Annotated in this window: 17 protein-coding genes; 1 reads left to right on the top strand and 16 read right to left on the bottom strand. The window is 59.8% G+C overall.

The window, feature by feature from the left end:
• Positions 1 to 41: 41 nt before the first annotated feature.
• From ACWGXE_RS19885 to ACWGXE_RS19935, 11 genes are all read right to left on the bottom strand, one after another.
• Positions 42 to 497, bottom strand: coding sequence for a hypothetical protein (locus ACWGXE_RS19885; RefSeq protein ID WP_447599830.1), 456 nt, complete (start codon positions 495 to 497; stop codon positions 42 to 44).
• Positions 487 to 1,272, bottom strand: coding sequence for a beta-ketoacyl synthase chain length factor (locus ACWGXE_RS19890; protein WP_447599832.1), 786 nt, complete (start codon positions 1,270 to 1,272; stop codon positions 487 to 489). Before ACWGXE_RS19890 ends, ACWGXE_RS19885 begins: the two co-directional genes overlap by 11 nt.
• Positions 1,269 to 2,456 carry a beta-ketoacyl-[acyl-carrier-protein] synthase family protein gene (locus tag ACWGXE_RS19895; RefSeq protein ID WP_447599834.1) on the bottom strand — a complete coding sequence of 396 codons (1,188 nt, stop codon included), beginning with the start codon at positions 2,454 to 2,456 and terminating at the stop codon, positions 1,269 to 1,271. The genes ACWGXE_RS19890 and ACWGXE_RS19895 overlap by 4 nt, the downstream gene beginning before the upstream one ends.
• Before the next feature lie 5 nt (positions 2,457 to 2,461).
• Positions 2,462 to 4,780, bottom strand: a complete 2,319-nt coding sequence (locus ACWGXE_RS19900; protein ID WP_447599836.1) for an MMPL family transporter — start codon at positions 4,778 to 4,780, stop codon at positions 2,462 to 2,464.
• Positions 4,777 to 5,361 carry a LolA-related protein gene (locus tag ACWGXE_RS19905; protein WP_447599838.1) on the bottom strand — a complete coding sequence of 195 codons (585 nt, stop codon included), beginning with the start codon at positions 5,359 to 5,361 and terminating at the stop codon, positions 4,777 to 4,779. The genes ACWGXE_RS19900 and ACWGXE_RS19905 overlap by 4 nt, the downstream gene beginning before the upstream one ends.
• Positions 5,300 to 6,244, bottom strand: coding sequence for an LpxL/LpxP family acyltransferase (locus ACWGXE_RS19910; RefSeq protein WP_447599839.1), 945 nt, complete (start codon positions 6,242 to 6,244; stop codon positions 5,300 to 5,302). The genes ACWGXE_RS19905 and ACWGXE_RS19910 overlap by 62 nt, the downstream gene beginning before the upstream one ends.
• On the bottom strand, positions 6,241 to 6,564 hold the full coding sequence (locus ACWGXE_RS19915; protein WP_447599841.1) for a 3-hydroxyacyl-ACP dehydratase FabZ family protein: 324 nt from the start codon (positions 6,562 to 6,564) through the stop codon (positions 6,241 to 6,243). The genes ACWGXE_RS19910 and ACWGXE_RS19915 overlap by 4 nt, the downstream gene beginning before the upstream one ends.
• 3 nt (positions 6,565 to 6,567) lie before the next feature.
• Positions 6,568 to 7,881 carry an AMP-binding protein gene (locus ACWGXE_RS19920; RefSeq protein WP_447599843.1) on the bottom strand — a complete coding sequence of 438 codons (1,314 nt, stop codon included), beginning with the start codon at positions 7,879 to 7,881 and terminating at the stop codon, positions 6,568 to 6,570.
• Positions 7,882 to 7,994: 113 nt separating this feature from the next.
• Positions 7,995 to 8,246 (bottom strand): phosphopantetheine-binding protein, encoded by a 252-nt coding sequence (locus tag ACWGXE_RS19925; RefSeq protein WP_447599845.1) that lies wholly within the window; start codon positions 8,244 to 8,246, stop codon positions 7,995 to 7,997.
• Between the two features lie 29 nt (positions 8,247 to 8,275).
• Complete coding sequence (locus ACWGXE_RS19930) at positions 8,276 to 8,980, bottom strand: polysaccharide deacetylase family protein (protein ID WP_447599847.1); 705 nt, start codon at positions 8,978 to 8,980, stop codon at positions 8,276 to 8,278.
• A gap of 38 nt (positions 8,981 to 9,018) precedes the next feature.
• Positions 9,019 to 9,312 (bottom strand): hypothetical protein, encoded by a 294-nt coding sequence (locus ACWGXE_RS19935; protein ID WP_447599849.1) that lies wholly within the window; start codon positions 9,310 to 9,312, stop codon positions 9,019 to 9,021.
• A gap of 221 nt (positions 9,313 to 9,533) precedes the next feature.
• On the opposite strand from ACWGXE_RS19935, the gene ACWGXE_RS19940 reads away from it, so the two are divergent.
• Positions 9,534 to 12,044, top strand: coding sequence for an ATP-binding protein (locus ACWGXE_RS19940; protein WP_447599851.1), 2,511 nt, complete (start codon positions 9,534 to 9,536; stop codon positions 12,042 to 12,044).
• Positions 12,045 to 12,121: 77 nt separating this feature from the next.
• On the opposite strand, the gene ACWGXE_RS19945 is transcribed toward ACWGXE_RS19940, so the two are convergent.
• The 5 genes from ACWGXE_RS19945 to ACWGXE_RS19965 form a co-directional block, all read right to left on the bottom strand.
• Complete coding sequence (locus ACWGXE_RS19945; protein WP_447599852.1) at positions 12,122 to 16,153, bottom strand: GNAT family N-acetyltransferase; 4,032 nt, start codon at positions 16,151 to 16,153, stop codon at positions 12,122 to 12,124.
• Between the two features lie 13 nt (positions 16,154 to 16,166).
• The gene (locus ACWGXE_RS19950; RefSeq protein ID WP_447599853.1) at positions 16,167 to 16,730 is read right to left on the bottom strand and encodes a TIGR00645 family protein; all 564 of its coding nucleotides are present in this window, start codon (positions 16,728 to 16,730) and stop codon (positions 16,167 to 16,169) included.
• Between the two features lie 226 nt (positions 16,731 to 16,956).
• Positions 16,957 to 17,778, bottom strand: a complete 822-nt coding sequence (locus ACWGXE_RS19955) for a response regulator (protein ID WP_447599854.1) — start codon at positions 17,776 to 17,778, stop codon at positions 16,957 to 16,959.
• A 101-nt stretch (positions 17,779 to 17,879) separates the two neighbouring features.
• Positions 17,880 to 19,208 (bottom strand): beta-ketoacyl-[acyl-carrier-protein] synthase family protein, encoded by a 1,329-nt coding sequence (locus ACWGXE_RS19960; RefSeq protein WP_447599855.1) that lies wholly within the window; start codon positions 19,206 to 19,208, stop codon positions 17,880 to 17,882.
• On the bottom strand, positions 19,205 to 20,524 hold the full coding sequence (locus ACWGXE_RS19965) for a hypothetical protein (RefSeq protein WP_447599856.1): 1,320 nt from the start codon (positions 20,522 to 20,524) through the stop codon (positions 19,205 to 19,207). Before ACWGXE_RS19965 ends, ACWGXE_RS19960 begins: the two co-directional genes overlap by 4 nt.
• Between the last annotated feature and the right edge of the window lie 66 nt (positions 20,525 to 20,590).

Raw genomic sequence — 20,590 nt, forward strand, 5'->3', positions numbered from 1 at the left:
CTCTCCAAACATGCTGTGGCCCTTCTGCGGCCTCCCTCCCGTCATGAAAAGCTCTCATCCGCCGCGCGTGGCATCATGACCACGATACGCCCCGTGAGAATGGTCTGCGCCCCGGCCGTGACGATGATCTCGTAGACGCGACCGGATCCCTGCCTCATCGCCACATCCGCACGCACGGTGAGCACTTCGTCGATGTCATCGAACCGCGCCACCGACACCATGACCTCCCGGACCGCCGCGAGGAATCCCGTCCGCGCTCCGGCAGCTGATGCTTCTTCCATCAGCCCGGCATGCGCCGCGGCGGCCTGCGCGCCATATTCAACCGCGCACGGGCCTCGCAGTCCCACACCGTCCCGCAAGGGATTTTCCGGACGCCGATGACTGTTCGTGCGGCAGACTATTCCCTCCTCATTCCAGCTTTCCACCATATCCAGCAAGCACATGGCGCCTTGGTGAGGAATGAGAGCGGCGATATCGATCGGCCTATCACGGGTCACAGGTCACCACGAGACTCGAATGGTCAAGATATTCCAGCGAAACGAGGGCCGGACCTCCTTCGGCCAATGCCGCCAACAGCGGCAAGCATCGGGCCGCGGGATTGTTCTGCAACGTCTCATTGAGTCCCGGCGGCAAAGCCGTGGAGTCTCGATAGGCACCCAGCGTCACATCCCATCGCATTAACGGCGCACCGCCTTCGTCCGGCGCCAAAAGAAGCGCAACGGCGAAACTGTGATCCATCGGTCTCACCGCCTGGAGCGGATCGGGAAACGGCAAGTCCGACGCAATCATCATCACCGGTTGCCGTTCCACCGTCACCTGGACCGCCGCTTCCAACAAGGCTGCCGCAAAGGACAGGTCGTACGCGCACAGGCTGGTTGATCCGGATCGCGAGCCAGTGGCAATGCTCCAGTACCCTGCCGGGGCATTGTAAACGGAGTTATGGAAAAGGGTCGGTGAAACGTCGCGGTCGGCGCCGGCCAGTGACTGGCAAATCGTATGGGTGATGTGGCCGTCACCGTCCGAGGAAGCGAAGACCGTCGCCACCTCGCGGGCAGAAATCCCGCCCGCCTCGAAGGCTTCTTGCGCGACCGCAATGGCGAGACGAGCCGCCTCGCTGCTTCGCCGCCGCTCGGTCGCGGGTAACACCTCGGCAATCGGTTTCCTGGTCGGCCGCACGTGATACGCGTTGAGGCCGGCCAGGATCGCGCGCGTGGACGGCCATCCGTCCAGCCCCGGTCCCAGCACACCGACCGCATGAACAGACAGGATCATGACGTCACCTTTCCGAATATCAGGCTGCAATTATTACCACCGAACCCGAATGAATTACTGATGACGCGCGCGAGCGGCTGATAGACACTCTTCACCATGATGCGGCTTCCCAGGCAAGGATCGACCACCGCCGTGTGTAAGGTCCCGGGGATGAAATCATGCCGGAGGCACAGGGCGCAGAGAATCGCTTCGGTAATGCCGGCTGCCCCGAGCGTGTGTCCCGTTCCACCCTTGGTCGAACTGCAGGGTGTACGGTCTCCCAGCACCGCACAAACGGCCCGATCTTCAGCCCGATCGTTGGCCGGCGTGCCGGTGCCGTGCAGATTGACATAATCAATGTCGATGGATTTAAGCCCCGCGCGCGCCAAGGCCTGCTCCATGGCCGCCGCCGCTCCCTTTCCCTCCGGTTGCGGCGTCGACATGTGGTAGGCGTCGCTGCTTTCCCCATACCCGAGCAAGACCACATCCGCGTTCCGCCGGCCGGGTCGCTCCAGTAACATGAATCCCGCGGCCTCGCCGATCGACAGTCCGTTTCGCGCCACGTCGCAGGGACGACAGGGATGATCCGACAACAGCCCGAGCGACGCAAATCCATACAGGGTCATGAGGCACAAGCTGTCCACACCCCCGACGACCACTGCATCGCAGACACCGGACCGGATGAGCCGCGACGCGCTTGCAAACACCTTCGCGCTGGATGAACAAGCGGTCGAAATGGAGACGGCCGGGCCGGACAACCCAAGCCGGCGCCGGACGAACTCGCTGACCGAGAAGAGATTCTGCTGGTGCCGGTATCGCAACGTGTCGGGCAGCGCCCCGTCCGCAGCCCGCCGGCGATAGGCCAGTTCCGTCTCGTAAATTCCCGACGTCGTCGTCCCGATGACCACGCCGATTCGTCCCGTCCCATAGCTCCGTCGCGCATCATCCACGGATTCCTCGAATCCGTCCTGTCGTAGTCCAAGCAAAGCCAGGCGATTATTCCGGCAATCCCAGTCGGACAGCTCACCGAGAATCGGTTGTTCCTCCAGTCCGACGATTCGTCCAATCCACGTCTTGACGGCCGCATCCTCGAAATCGTTGGGGCGCAGGCTGCTTCGTCCTTCGTGTAGCGCATCCCATGTGGCCGGCAGGCCGAGACCCAAGGGGTTGGCTGTGGCAATGCCGGTCACCGGCAGGGGTTCCATGAAGGTCACGTCTTCACCTCGGGCTTCGATAATGTCGCCGAAAGAATCAGCGAAAAGAAGGCGCCCAGGCTCACCGTGCTGCCGATTGCATGCAACACGGGCGTGCGCGAAAAGGCCAGCGTGCCGAAGGCGGACAGCGTGGCTGCAATACAGACGGTCAGGGACAACGACGTGCGCCGGCGGTCGGTCTCGTCGTCCGCGGGGCGCTGAAAAAAGAGGGCATAATTGAGGCCGATGCCCAACACCAGCAGCAATGACACCAGATGAAAGAGCGACAGGCGCTCTCCCGCCAGAACAAGCGCCGTAACGGCCAACAGGATCGCGAGCACCGAGGGAACCAATACCGCCGCGACGAGGCTGGGACGACGCAGGCCCCACCACAGAATAAGCGTGATGGCCACGAGCCCGGCGGCGGTCAGCCGCAGCGCCTCCTGCCGATACCCCGCCACCAACCGATCCGCTTCCGCCTTTAGGTCAAGAAACGACAGATTCGCGTCTTCCCGTTCGATCCGGGCAGCCAGCGCGGCCGGTTCCGCGACTCCTCGCAACGGAGCCAGCGCCGTCCATTCCTGCCCCGTCTGCAGCAGGAGCGCGTGCAGCTTCAGTGAGAGAGCGGACGAGCCGAGCGAGGAAATGTCCATGAATTCACCGGTACGCGCCCGCTCGACGTCCTGGAGGAACGGCTGGAACAAACCCTTTCGAAACGGCAAGTCCTCGATCGCCTCCTCTAAGGCGGTTCGCAACGCGACCGGTTCAGGAAGCGCGGCGCGGCGGCGGCTCTGCGTCTCACGAGAGGGTAGATAGAGACTGGGTAAATCGAACCCCGTCAGCAGGCCTTCGTGAACCAGCCGGCGGAGAAGAATGTCGGCAGCCTCGCTCATTGCCAGGACTTCGTCGCGACTTGCGGCGGTCATGATCAACAAATACCGCACATCCGGCGCTCCCACATCCGTGCGCAACTGTTCGTCCAATCGTTTCGCCGACTGGGAAATCGGGCTGAGATGCGCCAAGTCATCATCCCAGATTCGACCATGATTCATCGCCAGGAATGACAGCGCCATGGCCGCGCCGAACCACACGAGCCATCGTCCGCGGCTCATCCATCGCAAGGGGCGATTCCAATCGATCCAAGGAACATGAGCCGACGGGACCGCCTGCGGTGCCGGCGCTAGCGCCGGCACGATCCATCGGGTGACGAGACCGGCGGCGATGACGCCCACGACGGTGAGAGCGCCCAACTGGGAGAGCCCGGTGAAGCTGGACAAGAGCATGCTCAGGCCGCCGAAGACCGTCGTGAGCACGGCAAGGCGGAGCGTGGGCCATATGCGCGACAGTGTGTGCTTCAACTGTTCACCCGGAGCCAAATGAATGAACAGATAGGCGGGATAATCGACGGCTTCTCCGATCAACGTGGCTCCGAACCCCAGTGTAATGCCGTGGACGAAGCCGAACAGCAGTTGCACCGCCGCGATTCCCATGAAGAGGCCCGTCAACACCGGCAGCAGGCTCAACAAGATGAGTGGAACCGATCGATAGACTAGAGCGAGCAGCATAATGACGAGAGTGCCCGCAATAAGGGAGAGCCGCCAGGAGTCAGCCTCAATGGTCTCCCGAGCCTCCACGGCGAACACCGCGGGGCCGCTGAGGAGTAATCGACTGTCAGCGGGGAGGCCCGTATCGGCGAACGCCGCACGGATCGCCGCTAATGCCTCTTCCTGCCGGTCGAGATCGAATCCCGGCGCGGCCGATTCCGCAATGAGCTGAGCCCGTGTTCCATCCCGAGAGAACCAGACTCCATGGAGCATCGAAGGGGGAGTGCCGGGAGAGATGTCGGCAAGGATATGCCCCAGTTCGCCGGTCGGGTCGGCCGGCAATAGGGCCTTCGTGAGCGCTCCGGTCGGAGAGCCGAGCAGCCGCAGTTGCTCGCCCAGTGAGGCGCGGAGGGAATCAGCCGTAAAGTGGCCGCTGGTGACGGCGGAACTCAGCAGATATCGGTGACGCATCACAATATCCCGCTCTTCCTCGAAGGCAGCCGGATCCCCGTTATTCACATAACTGAACAGGCCGCTTGACTGCAGGCGCCGAATGATCAGCCGGCTGGCATCCGCCAAGGATTCGGGCGGCGCCCCTTGGAGTCCCATCAGGATCAGTCTGGCCGCGACCCCGTCGTGCAATTGGGCGACCAGCAAGTGTTGCATGCGGTCAGCGGCTCGCGGCAAGAGAGCCGTCAAGTCGGCGGTCAGCGTCAGGCGGCTGATGACCAGCCCACCGGCCAGCAACAGGATGACCCAGATGGCTACGGCCGCCCGTGACCCGGCAGTCACGAGACCGGCTCATGGATAGCCATGACGGATCGGTCTCCACCCGTCTCCCTGATATCGACCGACTTCAAATGATTCCCACGCCCGCTCAGCATAATGGATGTCAAATAGGACGCGGCCTGTGGATCGAGTGGACGTAACGTCAGCAGCCAGCTCGTTCGTGTGCCCTCAAGCTTGACGTGGTAGAAGCGCCGGAGCGCGGTCACTTCGCCGGCAAGGCTGGCTCGAATCGCTTCGACGAACGACCAGATCAGCGGATGGCTTTTCACGCCGATTCGCTTCGTGCCGTCCTTATTCATCAAGGTCAGCTCATCGCCTTTTACGATGAGATGTTCTTCATAGGGGGTCATGACATGTTTTTCGACACGGTCCGGCCGCGAATAGGCCAACGTCCCGGTCAGCACCAACGGCTTGGTCAGAACGGCGAGCGACTTGGTTTCGGTGAACCGTTCCCGGCGGTCCTTCACCTGCGCCATCAACTCCATGAGTTGGGGCAGATCCAAGGGCTGTTCGGTGTCCGCCTCAACGAGAACGGGCAGCCCAAGCGCGAGAATCAGTGTCCACGACCGAACCAGGAGATTCATAGGACTGTTCATAGAAATTAAACCAGTTGTACGGATAGAGCCGGCAATAGTGCTCCAGTCGTTCGACATACCGTTCCACCCATTGCTGAACCTCTCCGGCGCAACGGCTCCTGTCTTTGGTAATCCGTTCCGTCAATAACTCGAACCGGATGAGATAGCGGCGGCCGCCCCGATACAAGCCGAAGCACAGCACTACCGGCGCTTGCAAGACGGCGGCGAGCAAAAAGGGTCCTTCAGAAAACCGGGTCGGAACCCCAAGGAACTTGCAGGTGACGGACTTCTCATGTTGTAAGAGCCGGTCCCCCAGAATTCCGACCAATTCTCCCCGATCCAACCGTTCTTTCACCAGCAACATGGTGTCCGACGTGCCCGGAGGAATAATTCGTTCTCGGATTTCCGGGCACAGGCCATGAAGCACGCGATTCAAGTTTGAAGCAGCCCCCTCATGCATAATGACGTTGATCGGCAGGTGCTTCTCGAACAGACCCTGCGCGCGAAGTACTTCGAAGCTTCCCAAATGCGACCCCAGCAGGATGCACCCGCGCTTCTCGACTAGAAATGGTTCCAGCTCGGAGGCCCCTTCGATCTGCAGGTCGAAATACTGATGTCGTCCCGATAGAAGATAGACGCGGTCGTGAATCGTCGAGGCGAAGGCATGGTAATGACGAAACACGTCCCGCCACCCGGCCGGCCGCCGCAAGGCCCGCGCTAAGTACCGGCGGGACGATGCGGACGTCCCGCGCGAGAACAGCATGAAGTAGAGACAAATGAGGGGCAGGATCAATCGCCCGATCGGCCGGCCGATCCGCAGAGTTATCCAGGTGAGGAAACGGACAAGGAACAGGTTGCCGCGTTCAGGTTTGGTCAACCATTCGACCTTCACGATGTCACAGTCGCCACGAGAGCGTCGCGCTGCTGCAAGCTTCCCGACGCGATCGCAGTGTTCCCCCGGCGGATGGTGAAGGAAATCCGCCCCCTGTCGGCGACATCTATGGTAACGGTAAAGAGTTCGCCGGGACGTAATGGAGCAGTGAATTTCACGATTGAGAAGGACACAGGTCCAGGCGTCACCCTCAATCCACGTTCGATCACTGAGAGCACTTCGTTCAACAACAGCACACCGGGAACAATGGGATTCCCGGGAAAGTGCCCGGCCAACGCCGGATGATCGGTGGAAATGCATCTCTGAGCTGTGATCTGCATGGATCAGCCTCGTGATGGCGGCTGCTTCACGAATCCGATCGCAAAGGCCTCGAGTTGTTCACGCGGCAACTTTCCTGTTGCATTTCGCGGCAACCTTTCAACCAAATGCAGCGGGCGCGGAAGGAAGACCGGATCGATCCTGGTCCGTAACGCCGCCACGATCACTGAGGGAGACAATCCCGGGGCCACCACGAACGCGGTGAGCCGGCCGTGCCCGTTTCTGCCGCCGGCAGGCCGGTAAAACACTCCATCCACGACTCCGTCGATGCCGGCCAAAACCGCATTCAAGGCCGCCAGGGACGCGCGTTTTCCCGCTACCTTCACCACGTCATAGCCGGGACCGTGCAGGACGAATTCGTCGACATTAAGGACTGAAATCCGGTCCGCCAAGCGGAACGATTCGCCGACGTGGCCGCCGCTCACCCAGGCGGCATCCCCGTCCTGCTTGAGCCGTAAGCCTCGGCATAGGGTCCACACCTCCTTGTCGGTAGGTTGCCGCAATCCGATCACGCCGGTTTCGGTACAACCGTAGATCTCGTGGACCGGCGCATTCCATAATCGTTCTGCTTTTTCGGCCAATGCGCGGGACAGCGGCATGGTGGCCGACACAATGCCTTCCAGCCCCGGCAAGGGAGTCTCTTGACCGACATAGGCCCGAAGATGAATCGGCGTCGTCATCAACCAAGCCGGCGCCTGGAGCACATCGAGTTCGCCGCGAATGTCCGCTGGGAACACCGGATGGGCGGCATGGACGATCCAGCCCCGCTGGAGGGGCAGCATGATCGTCGTTTCCAGACCATACATATGTTGCGGCGGGACGGTGCCGACCGCGACACGCGGCATGGCGGCCTGGATGTGGAGTTGCCGCGCGAGCACATCCGCACCCCGCACCAGGGAGCCCCAGGTCTTGGCATGCGCCCTCGGCAACCCGCTGCTTCCTGATGTAAAGACGACGGCGGCGAGGCGATCGACCGGGATCATCGGAACTGGAATCTCCTGGGTCGATACCGGTGAGGAAGACAAGAGGGCATCGGACGGGCGGCACACCGGCATGCCACGAGGTATGTCGTCGTGGTCGGTCAGGATGTAGCTTTCGGGATAGCGGTCATTGATCTGCGCGAGCGATTCCGGCGCCCGGCAGGTCGGAAACAGGCTGACGTGCTTGGATAGTAACGCCGCGGCAAATCCGATCAGAAAATGGTAGCGATCCTTGCAGAGATTGACGGCATGCCGCTTGGGCGGTAATCGAGAGGCCAGATCGGCGACGGTCCCCAGGAAGTCCGACACGGAGAATGCGGTTCCCCGGCGCCACGCCACACAATCCTCCGGATCTCGGTGCACGAGAAGTGGAGAGGTCTGCCGCTCGTCGAGAACATCCCTATGGTCAAGTTTCCTGAGTGCGAGATCTGTTGCTCGCATGGCCGAGCGGATCATTTGGTCCTGTGTTGTTCGATATGAGCGGTGAGGGCGCGCACCGATGCGAAAGCCGCGCGATCTTCGGAGCGCAGCTCGAGTCCATACTTCTTTGAGACGGATAAGGCGATTTCCAGCATGTCGATGGAGTCCAATCCAAGACCTTCACCGAAAAGCGGAGCGCCGTGGTCCACATCCGCAGGCGAGACATCGAGGTGCAACGTCTCGACGATCAGCCGCGCAATCTCTGTCTCGGATATCGAAGCCATCGGTTTCTCAGCTTGTTGAGACATGGCTATCACGCCGCGGGCGGGCGCCTTCTTGACGAGGCGGCTCGGAGCGGATGAACCGCGCGATGTCGCGCGGCCCTCTCCAGCTCCGTCGCCTCGTCGTAATAGGGTTGATGGTCCAACGGCAGACCGGCTCGAACGGCTTCCTCTATAAGTAGCTCAAGATAGTCGCCGACATGTTCGGCCGTGTACGAATTCGTGTCATGGAACGCGACGACGACGGGAACGACGTCGCCGGTCGTGGGAATCTCATCGTCCGGCAGGCGTCCGGCGATCGAGGCGAGCTGCGCACGGAAGTTCCACCGTCTCAACACATGCAGACCCCAATTGATGCCGTCGTACGCCTTCACGTCGGACAATATCATCTTCAGGCCATGACGCTCGTACTCCGCGACCGTCGTCTGGTTAAACCACCAATAGGGCGGCCGCACGAGGGACGGCTTGGCTCCGGTGACCGCGCAGATGTCCGCCATCCCGTCCTCCAACGATCGATTCAATTCAGCCGACGACATGCTCGTATGGCTAATATGGCCTCTCGCCGTCCCGGTATGAAGACCCAACACATGCCCCTCCGCATGTTCTCGTTGAAGCAGCGCGCGCCCTTGCCGGCATCCCCCACCCTCGATGCTCCGAGTCTGCACAAAAAACACGGCCTTGATGTCGGGCTGAACCCGGTTACGACCGAGCTTCTCCAACACCAATCCGGTGTTCACATGAGGCCCATCGTCAAACGTCAGAGCGAATCGGATTTTCACAGAGCTTTTTGAGCTTCTGCGCTGCTCTTTACCACCCTGCCCGTGCAGACGTAGCTGTTTGTATAGATCCAGGCGATCGGCCCGGACGTCGCTTCATGGTGCACATCGGTCAGGCGGACTTTGAGATTGAGCTTCTGGGCGTCTTCCTTAAGATTCTCGATGCAGGACTGGGGGGAGCGTCCGCTCGATATGACCTTCTCCACTTCGTCGGTCTCGAAGTTTGGAATCGTATATTGCGGCCCGCATCCGCCCAGCAGCACCAGTGTGGCTATGATCCAAGATTTCTTCATGGGTACATCCTCCCGCGATAGAATGTTGTCATGATCGGTTCGATCCTCCGTAGAACCTCAGTGTAGGAATCATTAGAACCTTACTGCACTAGGCCGACCCCTAGTCCACCGAGGGAAGCACCCGAGATTAGCTTCCCTCCACGGCCTTGCGGCCTCCGCGCGCCCGCCATACAATGCACGCCGGTGTTTCCGTTTTGCCGTTTACCTTGCAGGGAGGACCCATGCCACGGAAGAAACGCGAGGCTCCGCGCGAACGGGCCGCCGCTTCCGGCCAACCGAACGAGGACTTTGAGAAGCTGGGCGTCTTTTATCTGGGCCGTCGATATGATCCGGCCTCCAAGCAGCGGGAGCGGGACCTGTTGCTCTATGACTCCAAGGACCTCGTGACCCATGCCGTTTGTGTCGGCATGACAGGAAGCGGGAAAACCGGGCTCTGTATCGGTTTGCTTGAAGAAGCCGCGATCGATGCCATTCCCGCCCTGATCATCGATCCGAAGGGAGATCTGACGAACTTGATGCTGACATTTTCGCAACTGCGCGGAGACGATTTTGTTCCGTGGGTGAACGAAGATGACGCGCGCAAAAAGGGGCTGTCCCCGCAGACCTATGCCGAGCAACAGGCGGCTTTGTGGAAGAGCGGACTCGCCGAGTGGGGACAAGACGGATCCCGCATCCAGAAACTCCGTGAAGCGGCCGACTGCGTGGTGTATACGCCGGGCAGCAATGCGGGCATTCCGCTGTCCATCCTCAAATCCTTTTCCGTTCCATCAACTCCGATCCTCGATGATCCGGAGTTGCTGCGCGAGCGGGTCGGCACGACGGTGACCGGCCTACTGGCGCTCATCGGCATCGAAGCCGATCCCGTCAAGAGTCGCGAGCACATTCTCTTGTCCACCATCTTTGCTCAGCTTTGGAAGGACAGGCAGGATCTTGACTTGGCCTCGCTGATCCAGGCGATTCAGGCCCCTCCCGTGACCAAGGTCGGCGTGCTGGATCTTGAATCGTTTTTTCCGTCCAAGGAACGATTCGCGCTCGCGATGAAGTTGAATAACCTGCTTGCCGCGCCCGGGTTCAGCGCATGGCTGGAGGGAGAGGCGATGGATGTGGGAACACTGCTGCATTCCCAGGCGGGCAAACCGCAGTTGGCCATCATGTCCATCGCCCATCTGAACGATGCCGAGCGGATGTTTTTCGTGACACTGCTTCTGACTCAAGTCTTGGGATGGATGAGGACCCAGTCGGGGACGACAAGCCTGCGGGCCATTCTGTACATGGATGAAATATTCGGCTACTTCCCTCCTGTCGCGAACCCTCCCTCGAAGGCGCCGCTCCTCACGTTGTTGAAACAGGCCAGAGCGTTCGGATTGGGTGTCGTCCTCGCGACTCAGAATCCGGTCGATTTGGATTACAAGGGATTGGCCAACGCCGGTACCTGGTTCATTGGTCGCCTTCAGACCGAACGGGACAAAGCGCGGATGCTTGAAGGCCTGGAAGGAGCGGCGGCAAGCGGCGGACGCCGGTTTGATCGCAGCAACATGGAGCGACTCCTGGCCGGCTTGGGAAGTCGCATATTCTTAATGAATAATGTTCATGAGGATGCCCCTGAAGTCTTTGAAACCAGGTGGACCCTGTCCTATCTCCGCGGCCCCCTGACTCGGACGCAGATTAAATCGTTGATGGACCCCATCAAACGCGGAACCGAATCGCCAGGCATCGGGGGTACGGGGTCAGGCGAAGAAGAAAAAGGCCGGACAGTCATCTCCATCCTTACGACTCACCCTTCACGCCCGATCGTGCCGCCCGACGTCCCGCAGCACTTCATCCCGATTCGCGGCGCGCACCCGGCCGGCACGGACCTGATCTATCAGCCGATGCTCCTTGGCTACGCCCAAGTCAGAATGACCGACACGAAAGCGGGGGTCGATTATACCGAGCCAGTGACGGTGCTGGCGCCGATTACCGATGGGGCGGTTGCTGTCGATTGGGACCATGCGGCGGACACCGCGCTGGAGATCGGTGACTTGGATGACGCTCCGGAAAAGACCGCGGCATTCGCAGCCCTGCCAGCCATCGCCACCAAGCGAAAGAGCTATGAAGTGTGGAAACAGGATTTCCTCGGATGGCTATTTCGGAACCGCCGGCTGCAGCTGATGCGAAGCCCGAGCACGAAACTGCTGTCGAATCCCGGGGAATCGGAGCGGGATTTCCGCGTACGGCTGCAACAGACAGGACGAGAACAGCGTGATCAGGATGCGAAGCGCCTGCGTCTCAAATATGCGCCAAAGATCGCGACTCTCCAGGAACGAATCAGACGGGCTCAACAGGCGGTCGAACGACAGACGACGGAATCACGAAACAGTCAGATACAGGCGGCTATTTCCGTCGGCGCGACCATCCTCGGTGCCTTTCTCGGCAGAAAGACCGTGAGCGCGGCCAACATCGGCAGAGCCACCACGGCCATCCGCGGAGCAGGCCGGGTCATGAAGGAAGCGGAAGATGTGAATCAAGCACAGGACAACGTCACGGCGCTACAACAACAGCTCACCGAGTTGGAGGCGCAATTCCAACAAGAGATTCAGGCCGCGGCTGCCGCAAGCGATCCGCTCGCGGAACGTTTCGATGAGGTCATCGTGAAACCCACAAAATCCAATATCGCCGTGAAATTCGTGGCCTTGGCCTGGCGGCCATCCTGGCAGGAATCCGGCGGGCGCCTCGTGCCGGCGTGGGAATAGCAACACTCTGAGTTCGACAAATCGTGTCCTGTTCAAGTTTCCAACTCAGAAGACACAATTCAGAACTCAGAACTGACTCACCGTAGCGTTCGTTTCATCCTGAGCCGACCCGGAACGGATCCGTCGCGGGTGAATCCGAGCTGCTCATAGAATTTCACCCACACCGCCTTTTGATCGGAGTAGCCGGCCACGTTCGCATCATCCGGCCCAAAGTCCACCATGACGATAGACCCTGCATAGGTTTGGCTGAGCGAATGGAGAGCCGCTCGCAAGAGGCGGCTGCCGATGCCGAGTCCACGATAGGCCGGCCGGACCCACGTATACAGCTCTACTGTGCGGCCGGACGGGATGGTTGCCGCGGCAACCGCCAAGAACTGCCCGCTCATCCGTCCATTCTGCGGCTCAGCGTCGGTCGGCAGGATGCGGAGCGCCCATCTGGCGACACCATCCGGTCTTCCCTGCCCTCCACGAAGCGGCGCCGGCTGGTGAAAAGCCCTTCGGCAGTTCTCCGGGTACTCCGGGATGATCTGACACTCGCGCGCCATCTCGGCAAGAAGCGGCGCCACGTGATCTACATTTTCGCATGGCCCAACGGAGAGGGCCTGGTCAAATGCCAAACCCAAATGGCGCTGAATAAAGTCCACGAACTGACGACTGTAGCTGCCGCAGAGCATCGGCCAGAATCCGCGCAATGTGGGCGTCGAGGCCCAGCGGCGGAACAGATTCATCCATCCGCGGCTGAGCGGATGCGCATGGAACTCCTCCAACCTCAAGGCATAAAAAACCTTTTCCATCACTTCAAGCTGCGCGCGGCAGGCGTGCAAGGCCGAACGCGGATCCATCGAGGAATCCGGCGGCGGATGCCCGAAGAGCGACTGGAGTTCCGGATACAGTTGAAGATCGTAATGCAGGAGCTGCGGATCGTTGCGCAACAATTGGTTGAGCCGGCCCAACCCGGGCGTCTCGCGGAGGAGAAAGTCTTGCATCGCCGGCGGCGCGGTGACCCAATGGGATCGCAATTCCTCACAGACCGCCGTAAAGCCCTCGCCGGCGCAGTGAGCCGCGGGACTGAGCACTTCCCAGGCCGCATGTTCGCCGAGGCGGCTGTACGATTGGAATTGCGATTCGTCGAAAAATTGATCGGAGGTCGGCTCGTGGGGAAAGGCCGGATGGTGTACGGCATATTCGTGGACATCGGTCGGTTCGTCGCCGGTCAATGAAGGCTTGAGATACAGGATGGTTCCCACGGCGGCGGTCGCGTCTACCTTGTCGTAGCGAATGGAGCCGATGGCATGGTGCCCCCGGCTGGCGGACGAGCCGGGTTGCCGCTTCAGCAATTCGAGGTCCATGTCAATCTCGATGCCCAGATCGACTTGAATTTTTCGAATGGCATTGCCGAGATCTTCGAAAAATCCGGCGGGGTCACAGCCGGCGTCCACCACAAGAATGGAATGACAGCGGCGCAGCACCATTTCATAGAGACCCAGGTTCTCAAAATGTCCCCCATCCGACAGGTAGACATAGGGATGTCCGGCATCCGTAAGCCCGAACGCCTCGGAAAAGAGCGGCCCCACGGCGAAAGTGGGTGACGATCGAGAATAGGTGGCCACCCCTGCCGGTCCCGGATTGCCGAGCCACCAACCCAAGCGGACATTGAAAAGGGCAAGGAGGAATGTGACGGCCGGCGATGAGTGATAGCCCATGTTCGGGCTCGCGGCCGCCCCGGAAATGGCCAGCGCCGTCCCAAGCGAGATCGGTCGATTCAAAAAGACGTTCTTTCCGTAGTCTTGAGAGCGCCGGTATCCCAAATTGGAACTGCCGCAGTGGAGCGCGCTAACCGTCAGCGATTGCGCCTTTCTCTGCTGCCACGCGAGGTTGTCGCCCTTGACCAGATTCAGGGCAATATTCAGCACGTGCAGCGGGCGGGGCTCGACTCGGTCGAGCCGGTTCAGCAGAATCGATCTCAGCCATGACGTAGTGTCGCGCCAGGATTGTTCCTCCGACGGAACTTTGGTCAGGGTTTTCAGCCGCTCCAGGCAGGCCGGGCCAAAGGCCAAGTCTTGGGACATTCGATCCAGCACGCCTCGCTCGATCAGCTTCCGTATATCATGATCGAGCTCGCGATCAAGATCATCCTGCAAGTCCCCGGGCGCGCCTCCGCAGTGACCACCTTCCAAACGCCGCCGCGTCGAATCCGAGAGATGGTCCCGATAGAGCGCGCCGGCCAGCCGGACATCGTCGAACCGTAGATTGCACATGGCCTCATTGTCACGGGGATCGAAGCCGGTAAAGGGATTAAACAGCCGTTTCCTCTCTTCCGGCCGGCGGGAAGCGCCAAGATAGGCGCGGATCAATCTGTTTCGGTACATCGCATGCAAAGAGAACTGGTTGATGTTGATCGTAACCGCCATCAGGATTCCGATCAGACCGAGAATCCCCGCCAGTTCCACGATCATCGGCAAGGTCGCATTGTGCAAAATCAAATTGTGTGCGACAGGCTTCGAAGGCATCAGCAAGCCGATGTTCTCCGGACCCGCCGCCATGGTGAGCGGATGGCCATGGAGATGACCGGCCAAGGCATTCAGCAGCCAGCTGGATACCAAAGCCAACAGAATCAGGATGAACAACATGAAAATGGGTGCGGCTGCCTTCGAGGCTGCTTCCAATACGACGACCGACCATGATCGATCCGTTTCCGTTTTTGCCGGAGTTTTCGATCCAAATCCCAAGAAGAGCGTGATCAAGCCAGATAGACCACCCAGCGGGGCAACGACATGCGGCATATAGGCCAGGAGACCCGGCCCGAAAATAACGACCCCGCTCAGCACCGTCCATAACACCATGGCAATGAGACACCAGGATCCCGTACGTCCCCACCATTCCCGGTCATGGTCATCGGTGACTCGGCTCGCCATCCCAATGAACAAGGTCGCGGTCAGCAGGAACATCGCGAGGTATCCGGGAATACCGAAACAGGCATACCATTCCGCGTACCTCGCCACGGGAAGGTCGGCCGGTGTGTTGATCAACACCGCCCACAGAAAAAATCCTCCTGCGGCGCCGGTCCCCGCAATTACGGCCAACTCCCCGAAAATCCATTTGCCGAACAGCTGCAGCCGGCGCAATGCGACCGTTGAAAAAAGCCAGCTGCCGACATGAATCAACGATGCGCCCGATACGGCGAGCATCCAAGTGAATTGCTCGCCGCCGGCATTTCGATACCAAGCCCAGCTGATCGTCAGGCAGACGGTGGACAAAAGGAGAGGCGCCAGACAGGCCTTGAGGAACCAGGCCTGCGTTTCCAACCGCTGGAACCCATACCGAACCCGTAGCTCGTGAAGATGCGGCCGGCAGAGATGGAGGTAAATCAGCGCGACGGCCGCAAGTCCCAACCCTGAGACCAACATCTCGGTCGTCAGAAATTTCGAAACCTCATGGCCCGCGGTATTCATTTGCAGAAGCGCGATCAGCGCCCTCGGCGCGAGCAGCGGCACCATTAATAGCGGCAGCAGGACCATCCAGTTCAGCAGCAAATTTCGCAGGTAAATGCCGAGCAATGTCCATGAATCGGCCGAAAGAAAGCCGAGTTTTGGAGTCAGATAGTTGCTGTAATTGCGCAGCCAACGCACCGGGTCTGCTTCATGGCTCTCGCCGGTCGGCGACCCTATGGATAACTCGTGCATGACCCCAGGCAGTCCGCGCGGATGCCGGTGGATCCACGCCGTGAGCCAGCTCCCGATATACCCGCCGCCTGAGACCGTCGAGAGATAGTCGAACTTATCGAGCAAGCGTAGGCGCGCCAGTGACCGCAGGACTCCCAAGCCGTAGGTCGCGCTGCGGATACCCCCTCCAGAAAAACACAACGCGGTGCGCTTGCGATCGAGACCATGGATGTAAGACGTGATTTCCCGGACGCGGGCCGAGTCGGCGTCATGAGCGGGATAGTCGGACGGAAGCGGCCCGTGGAGCAGACGGTATTCGTCCTCGAGCACGGCAGAGAGGCTGAGCGGAGCATCTGGTTTCGCGCTCATCGTTCCGCTTGCTGTTCGGTCAACCCATTCCTGTAGAAGATCCGCATAAATGCCGAACAGCTCACCCGTTTGGAGCATCAAGCACTGCGGCTCAGTGCTTCTTGTCCTTCTGCATGAGTTTGTCCGTATAGGCCAAGAGAATCGCCGAACCCAAAAACGTGAGGTGAATATAGATTTGCCACTTGATGTGTTCGACCGGCACGTTCGCGACGTTGACAAACGCCTTCAGGAGATGAATGCTTGAGATTCCGATCAGAGAGGCGGCGAGCTTGATCTTAATAGTGCCCGGATCAACATGAGTCAGCCAATCCGGACGATCCGGGTGGGTTTCCAGATCGAGCTTGCTGACGAACGTCGCATAGCCCCCGATGACGACCATTGTTAAGAGATTGGCCACCATCGTAATATCGATCAACGAAAGAATGCCGAGCATGAATACCGTCTCGGTCAATTCGCGAAGGCCGTGAATCATCTCCCACAGTTCGACAAGAAACTTGTAGGCATAGAGCAGTTCCGCGACGATGAGGCCTCCGTACAGAGGCGCTTGAATCCAGCGACTTGCAAAAACGATCGTCTCGAATACGTGCTCGATTCGCTGGGCCGTGCGGGAAAGCGGGATAACGGGCGGGGATTCCGAATGCGACGATTGACTCACGCTCGCGAATGATCCTCCTTACGGGGGCGTATCCTAGAGGGTGGCGCCGCATCTGTCAATCAACGAATGTGGGTTCAGACATAGCATCAGGCGTTACACCGACATGATGAAGGAATATGGCGAATAGAACACCAATGCCGTTCACCTCATTGCAAATTCCCTGTTCTTAACTCCACGTTCCTCGTTCCCAATTTCTCATTTCATTATGCCTCACCCGCTGTGCGCCTCATGAGAAGTGCTTCGAGTAGAAGGCCGCCGCCTGTGAGCGTCTCGTGATATGCAGTTTATTGTACACATTGGCCAAATAATTCTTGACCGTCTTATCGCTTAACCCAAGCTCGGCGGCGATCTCCTTATTGGTCTTTCCCTGAGCGACCAACGGCAGGAGACGCTGTTCCTGAGGCGACAGCGGCGGCCTGTTCCGTTCCGTCGGCTGTGCGGCGATCCGGCGCAAATAGGCGAAGGTATGGTGCGTCACCCGCGGATCCAGATAGGCATTCCCCCGCGCGACGGTCCGAAGGGCTTGTAAGAGCGTTTCAGTCCCCGTGTCTCGGAGAACATACCCATGCGCGCCGGATCCCACGGCGGCCAGCAGCGTCTGGTCTTCGAGGCTGTTGGATAAGAAGAGAATGCGCATTTTGTCGTGGAGCTTGATGAGATCCTGCGCCGCCTCGATGCCGCTTCCGTCCTCCAGCCGGATATCCAAGATGACGATGTCCGGCTTGAGCCGGCCCAGATTCGCCATGGCCTGTTGTTTCGATGTGGCCTCCCCGACCACCGTGAATTCCGGGTCCGACTCCAGTAAGGCGCGCAAACCGACGCGAACAATTTCATGGGGGTCAACGATATAGACCTGTACAGGCTTCGAAGATTGTTTTGTCATCGTATTGTTCCATTCTGACAGAGACGTAGGTTCCGGTTCTTTGATCATGCGGGCATCCGATCGCTGCCCTGCTTGCAACGCCGCCATCCGACCGTACGGCGTACCAGGAGGAAAACCTTTTGGAGACAGAATCCGTTTTCTGATCTTTGGTATCGGCTTATCCATGACGACCTCCTGCTGTTTGCGATCACCTGAACGCGATCAAGCACCGGCATTGTGAGTTAGCAGCGGGACGGCGCCGCCCGGCGCCGTCCCGCTCTCTTCCCTTAAGAGACACCTGCAAACTGGTGGCTGGGATGAGCCGCCCAGTCATTGTCCATGAGCGCCCCATACGCAACTGCCGCGTCCACCCGCGAAAGCGCCAGCACGACGTTCTTTCCACCGAAGCCGAAACTATTGATGAGGGTCCGGCGCATGTTGGCCGAACGGCCCACACCGGCGACGTAATCCAAATCGCACTCGGAATCCGGCTCGGTAAGATTCACCGTGGGAGGAATGAACTGTTGCTCGAGGGCCAGCGCGGTACCGACCACTTGAAATGCCCCGCTGGCGGCAAAGGCATGGCCCAGCGCTCCCTTGAAGGAGCTGACGGGGATACGATACGCGCAATCGCCCATGGCCATCTTGATGGCGCCCGTTTCAATTGCGTCCAGGTCTCGTGTCCCGAGCCCGCAGGCGTTGATATAGTCCACTTCCTCGGGAAACCAGCTCGCGGTATTGAGGGTGAGTTCGATGGCCCGTCGCTGTTCAGCCCCTGTTTCTTGAGGCTTAGCCATCGAATAGGCGTCGCAGGTGAAGCGCCACCCTTCCAGCTCCGCATACATACGGGCACCGCGTTCTCGAGCGTGTTCAAATGATTCCAACACAACACAACCCGCTCCCTCCCCGAGTACGATCCCGCAGCGCGTGCGATCGAACGGTCTCGGCAAATTGCGGATCGCTCCTTCGTGGTCCGGAGCCAGGACACGTCCCGCGTCCATCGCGGAAAAAATCGTCGGATGCAGCGGCGCTTCGGAACCTCCGGCGATGACGATGTCCGTAAGGCCGGACTTGATGAGTTCGGATGCGCGCCCAATTGCATTGGCGGTCGACGAACATCCGACCGAATACGTCTCGGATCGACCATGGAGGCCCAGCGCAATGGCGACTTCGGAAGACACGGCATTCGGGAATGTCGCCGTCATCGTAAACGGATTGGTGTGCTGGTACCGTTTGCGGATCATGGAGTCATGCGCCTCGAACGCTTCCTTTAAGCCGCCCACGGATGTGCCGAAGCTTACGGCCGCCTCCGCCCGGTCGTTATCGGAAAAATCCAAATGCGCATCACGAACCGCCATCAGCGAGGAGGCGACGGCGAACTGGGACACCCGCCCCATCCGCCGAGCCTGTTTGACCGGAATAAAGTCGGTCGGATCGAAGTCGGTCACTTCTGCGGCCAGCGAAGCGGAAAACGGAGATGTATCGAACAAGGAGAGCGGCCGGACTCCGCTCGCCCCATCACTCAACAATTGCCAAAACGTTTTGAGGTCGTTTCCTAACGGAGATACGATGCCGAGGCCCGTGACAACGACGCGGCGCGCTTCATTCGTATTCATCGGATGCCCTCCTTGTGTGCTGAGTCCTCTGTGTCATAAATCCAGTGCTCTTCGGCATGCCAATCCGTCCTATGGTTGCGATGCGCCGGCGGCAAGGGGTCTTTGGGATAAAATGTGCCATAAAATTCTTCGTCCACATGATGCGCCTGAAACGCGATCACGGTCTTGAATGCATCCTCATGTGCGGGGAAACGGCCGTAGGTGGTGTATACGTAGTCGCAGAAGGCAATGACGGCCTCGACCGCCCGATCGTCATGCGGGGCAATGAAGCCGTCCGCCGCCCCTGTCCACGGCCGCGCGCGAGAGGGGCCATAACTGCCACCGGCACCGAATTTCGACGCAAGGAGATCCAGCACGGATTCCGTCATGCTGGAGACGAACGGCGGCAGCGCTCCCCGCCAAGCTTCGGGATGCCCGACGGGATTCGATCGCACACCCGGCACCGGTGATGCGCCGAAGTGGAAGCCGAGACCGCGGCACATTGCAGGTTCCCACCCGAGCAGATGCCGCCCGCTTCCGACGCTGTGAATACCACCGCCCAGGCCCATCGCCTGTATCATCAAGAACATATTTTGGCAGATGGCGCCTTGTTCCTGGAGAGCGGTGCCGGCGATCGCGGTGTCCAACTCACGCAGCGTCATGGTTCGCCGCTTTGCCGGATCGTCGTACAAATGCCCTCCTTTAGATCGGCGGAAGCGGTCCAGTCCGCAACTGCGACTGCCCTGATCGGTATCCACAATGAAATATCCATACTCATCGCTGAGCAGCGAAAATAGGAGATTCAAATACACGGTCGATACATTCGTTACCGGGACGAGATACAGCGTGCCGGGACGATTGGCATACCACTGGTTAAACGAGAGCATGAAGGGCAGCGCCCGTGGAATATCAAGGCGGCCGTCCTGCAGATGAAGGAGCCGGGGGGCCATACCGGTCCCCGGCACCGGCACCATGTCAACAAAATAGAGGCCGTTGTCGTCTGACATAAAAAGCTTGGTCGCATTCGCCGCACAGGCACTCGGGCTGGTTCGTCCTTGAAATCCCATGATCGCCATACCTTGTCCATCCTCAGCGCCGGCGCGCCGGGCATATTGCATGTCGCCGAGATGAACACCTGTTTCCCCCACCCCCGCGAATAAGATGTGATGGACTTCTTCCGCCGACAAAGGCATGGGCGGTACCTTGCTCCGATAAGCAAGCGGACCGGCCGGCAGTTCCATGCCGTAGCCGAAACGGCGTGTTTTTCGATGCTGGAGGAGACCGACGAGAGTGTGTACTGCTGTTGAATGTGTGGCATGGCAGTCCGTAGTAAGCATCTCATTCTCCTTCCGTGAGTACGGCTTATTCTGGCCGTTGATGTGGCGACTATACGAAAATGAACG

It is taken from the genome of Nitrospira sp. Nam80 (assembly GCF_965152575.1).

Coding starts and splice junctions, on each gene's coding strand:
- ACWGXE_RS19890 (WP_447599832.1), bottom strand. CDS start 1,272: ATGATCCTGTCTGTTCATGCGGTCGGTGTGCTGGGACCGGGGCTGGAC.
- ACWGXE_RS19945 (WP_447599852.1), bottom strand. CDS start 16,153: ATGCTCCAAACGGGTGAGCTGTTCGGCATTTATGCGGATCTTCTACAG.
- ACWGXE_RS19940 (WP_447599851.1), top strand. CDS start 9,534: ATGCCACGGAAGAAACGCGAGGCTCCGCGCGAACGGGCCGCCGCTTCC.
- ACWGXE_RS19915 (WP_447599841.1), bottom strand. CDS start 6,564: ATGCAGATCACAGCTCAGAGATGCATTTCCACCGATCATCCGGCGTTG.
- ACWGXE_RS19925 (WP_447599845.1), bottom strand. CDS start 8,246: ATGGCTTCGATATCCGAGACAGAGATTGCGCGGCTGATCGTCGAGACG.
- ACWGXE_RS19935 (WP_447599849.1), bottom strand. CDS start 9,312: ATGAAGAAATCTTGGATCATAGCCACACTGGTGCTGCTGGGCGGATGC.
- ACWGXE_RS19905 (WP_447599838.1), bottom strand. CDS start 5,361: ATGAATCTCCTGGTTCGGTCGTGGACACTGATTCTCGCGCTTGGGCTG.
- ACWGXE_RS19955 (WP_447599854.1), bottom strand. CDS start 17,778: ATGGATAAGCCGATACCAAAGATCAGAAAACGGATTCTGTCTCCAAAA.
- ACWGXE_RS19965 (WP_447599856.1), bottom strand. CDS start 20,524: ATGCTTACTACGGACTGCCATGCCACACATTCAACAGCAGTACACACT.
- ACWGXE_RS19895 (WP_447599834.1), bottom strand. CDS start 2,456: ATGGAACCCCTGCCGGTGACCGGCATTGCCACAGCCAACCCCTTGGGT.
- ACWGXE_RS19960 (WP_447599855.1), bottom strand. CDS start 19,208: ATGAATACGAATGAAGCGCGCCGCGTCGTTGTCACGGGCCTCGGCATC.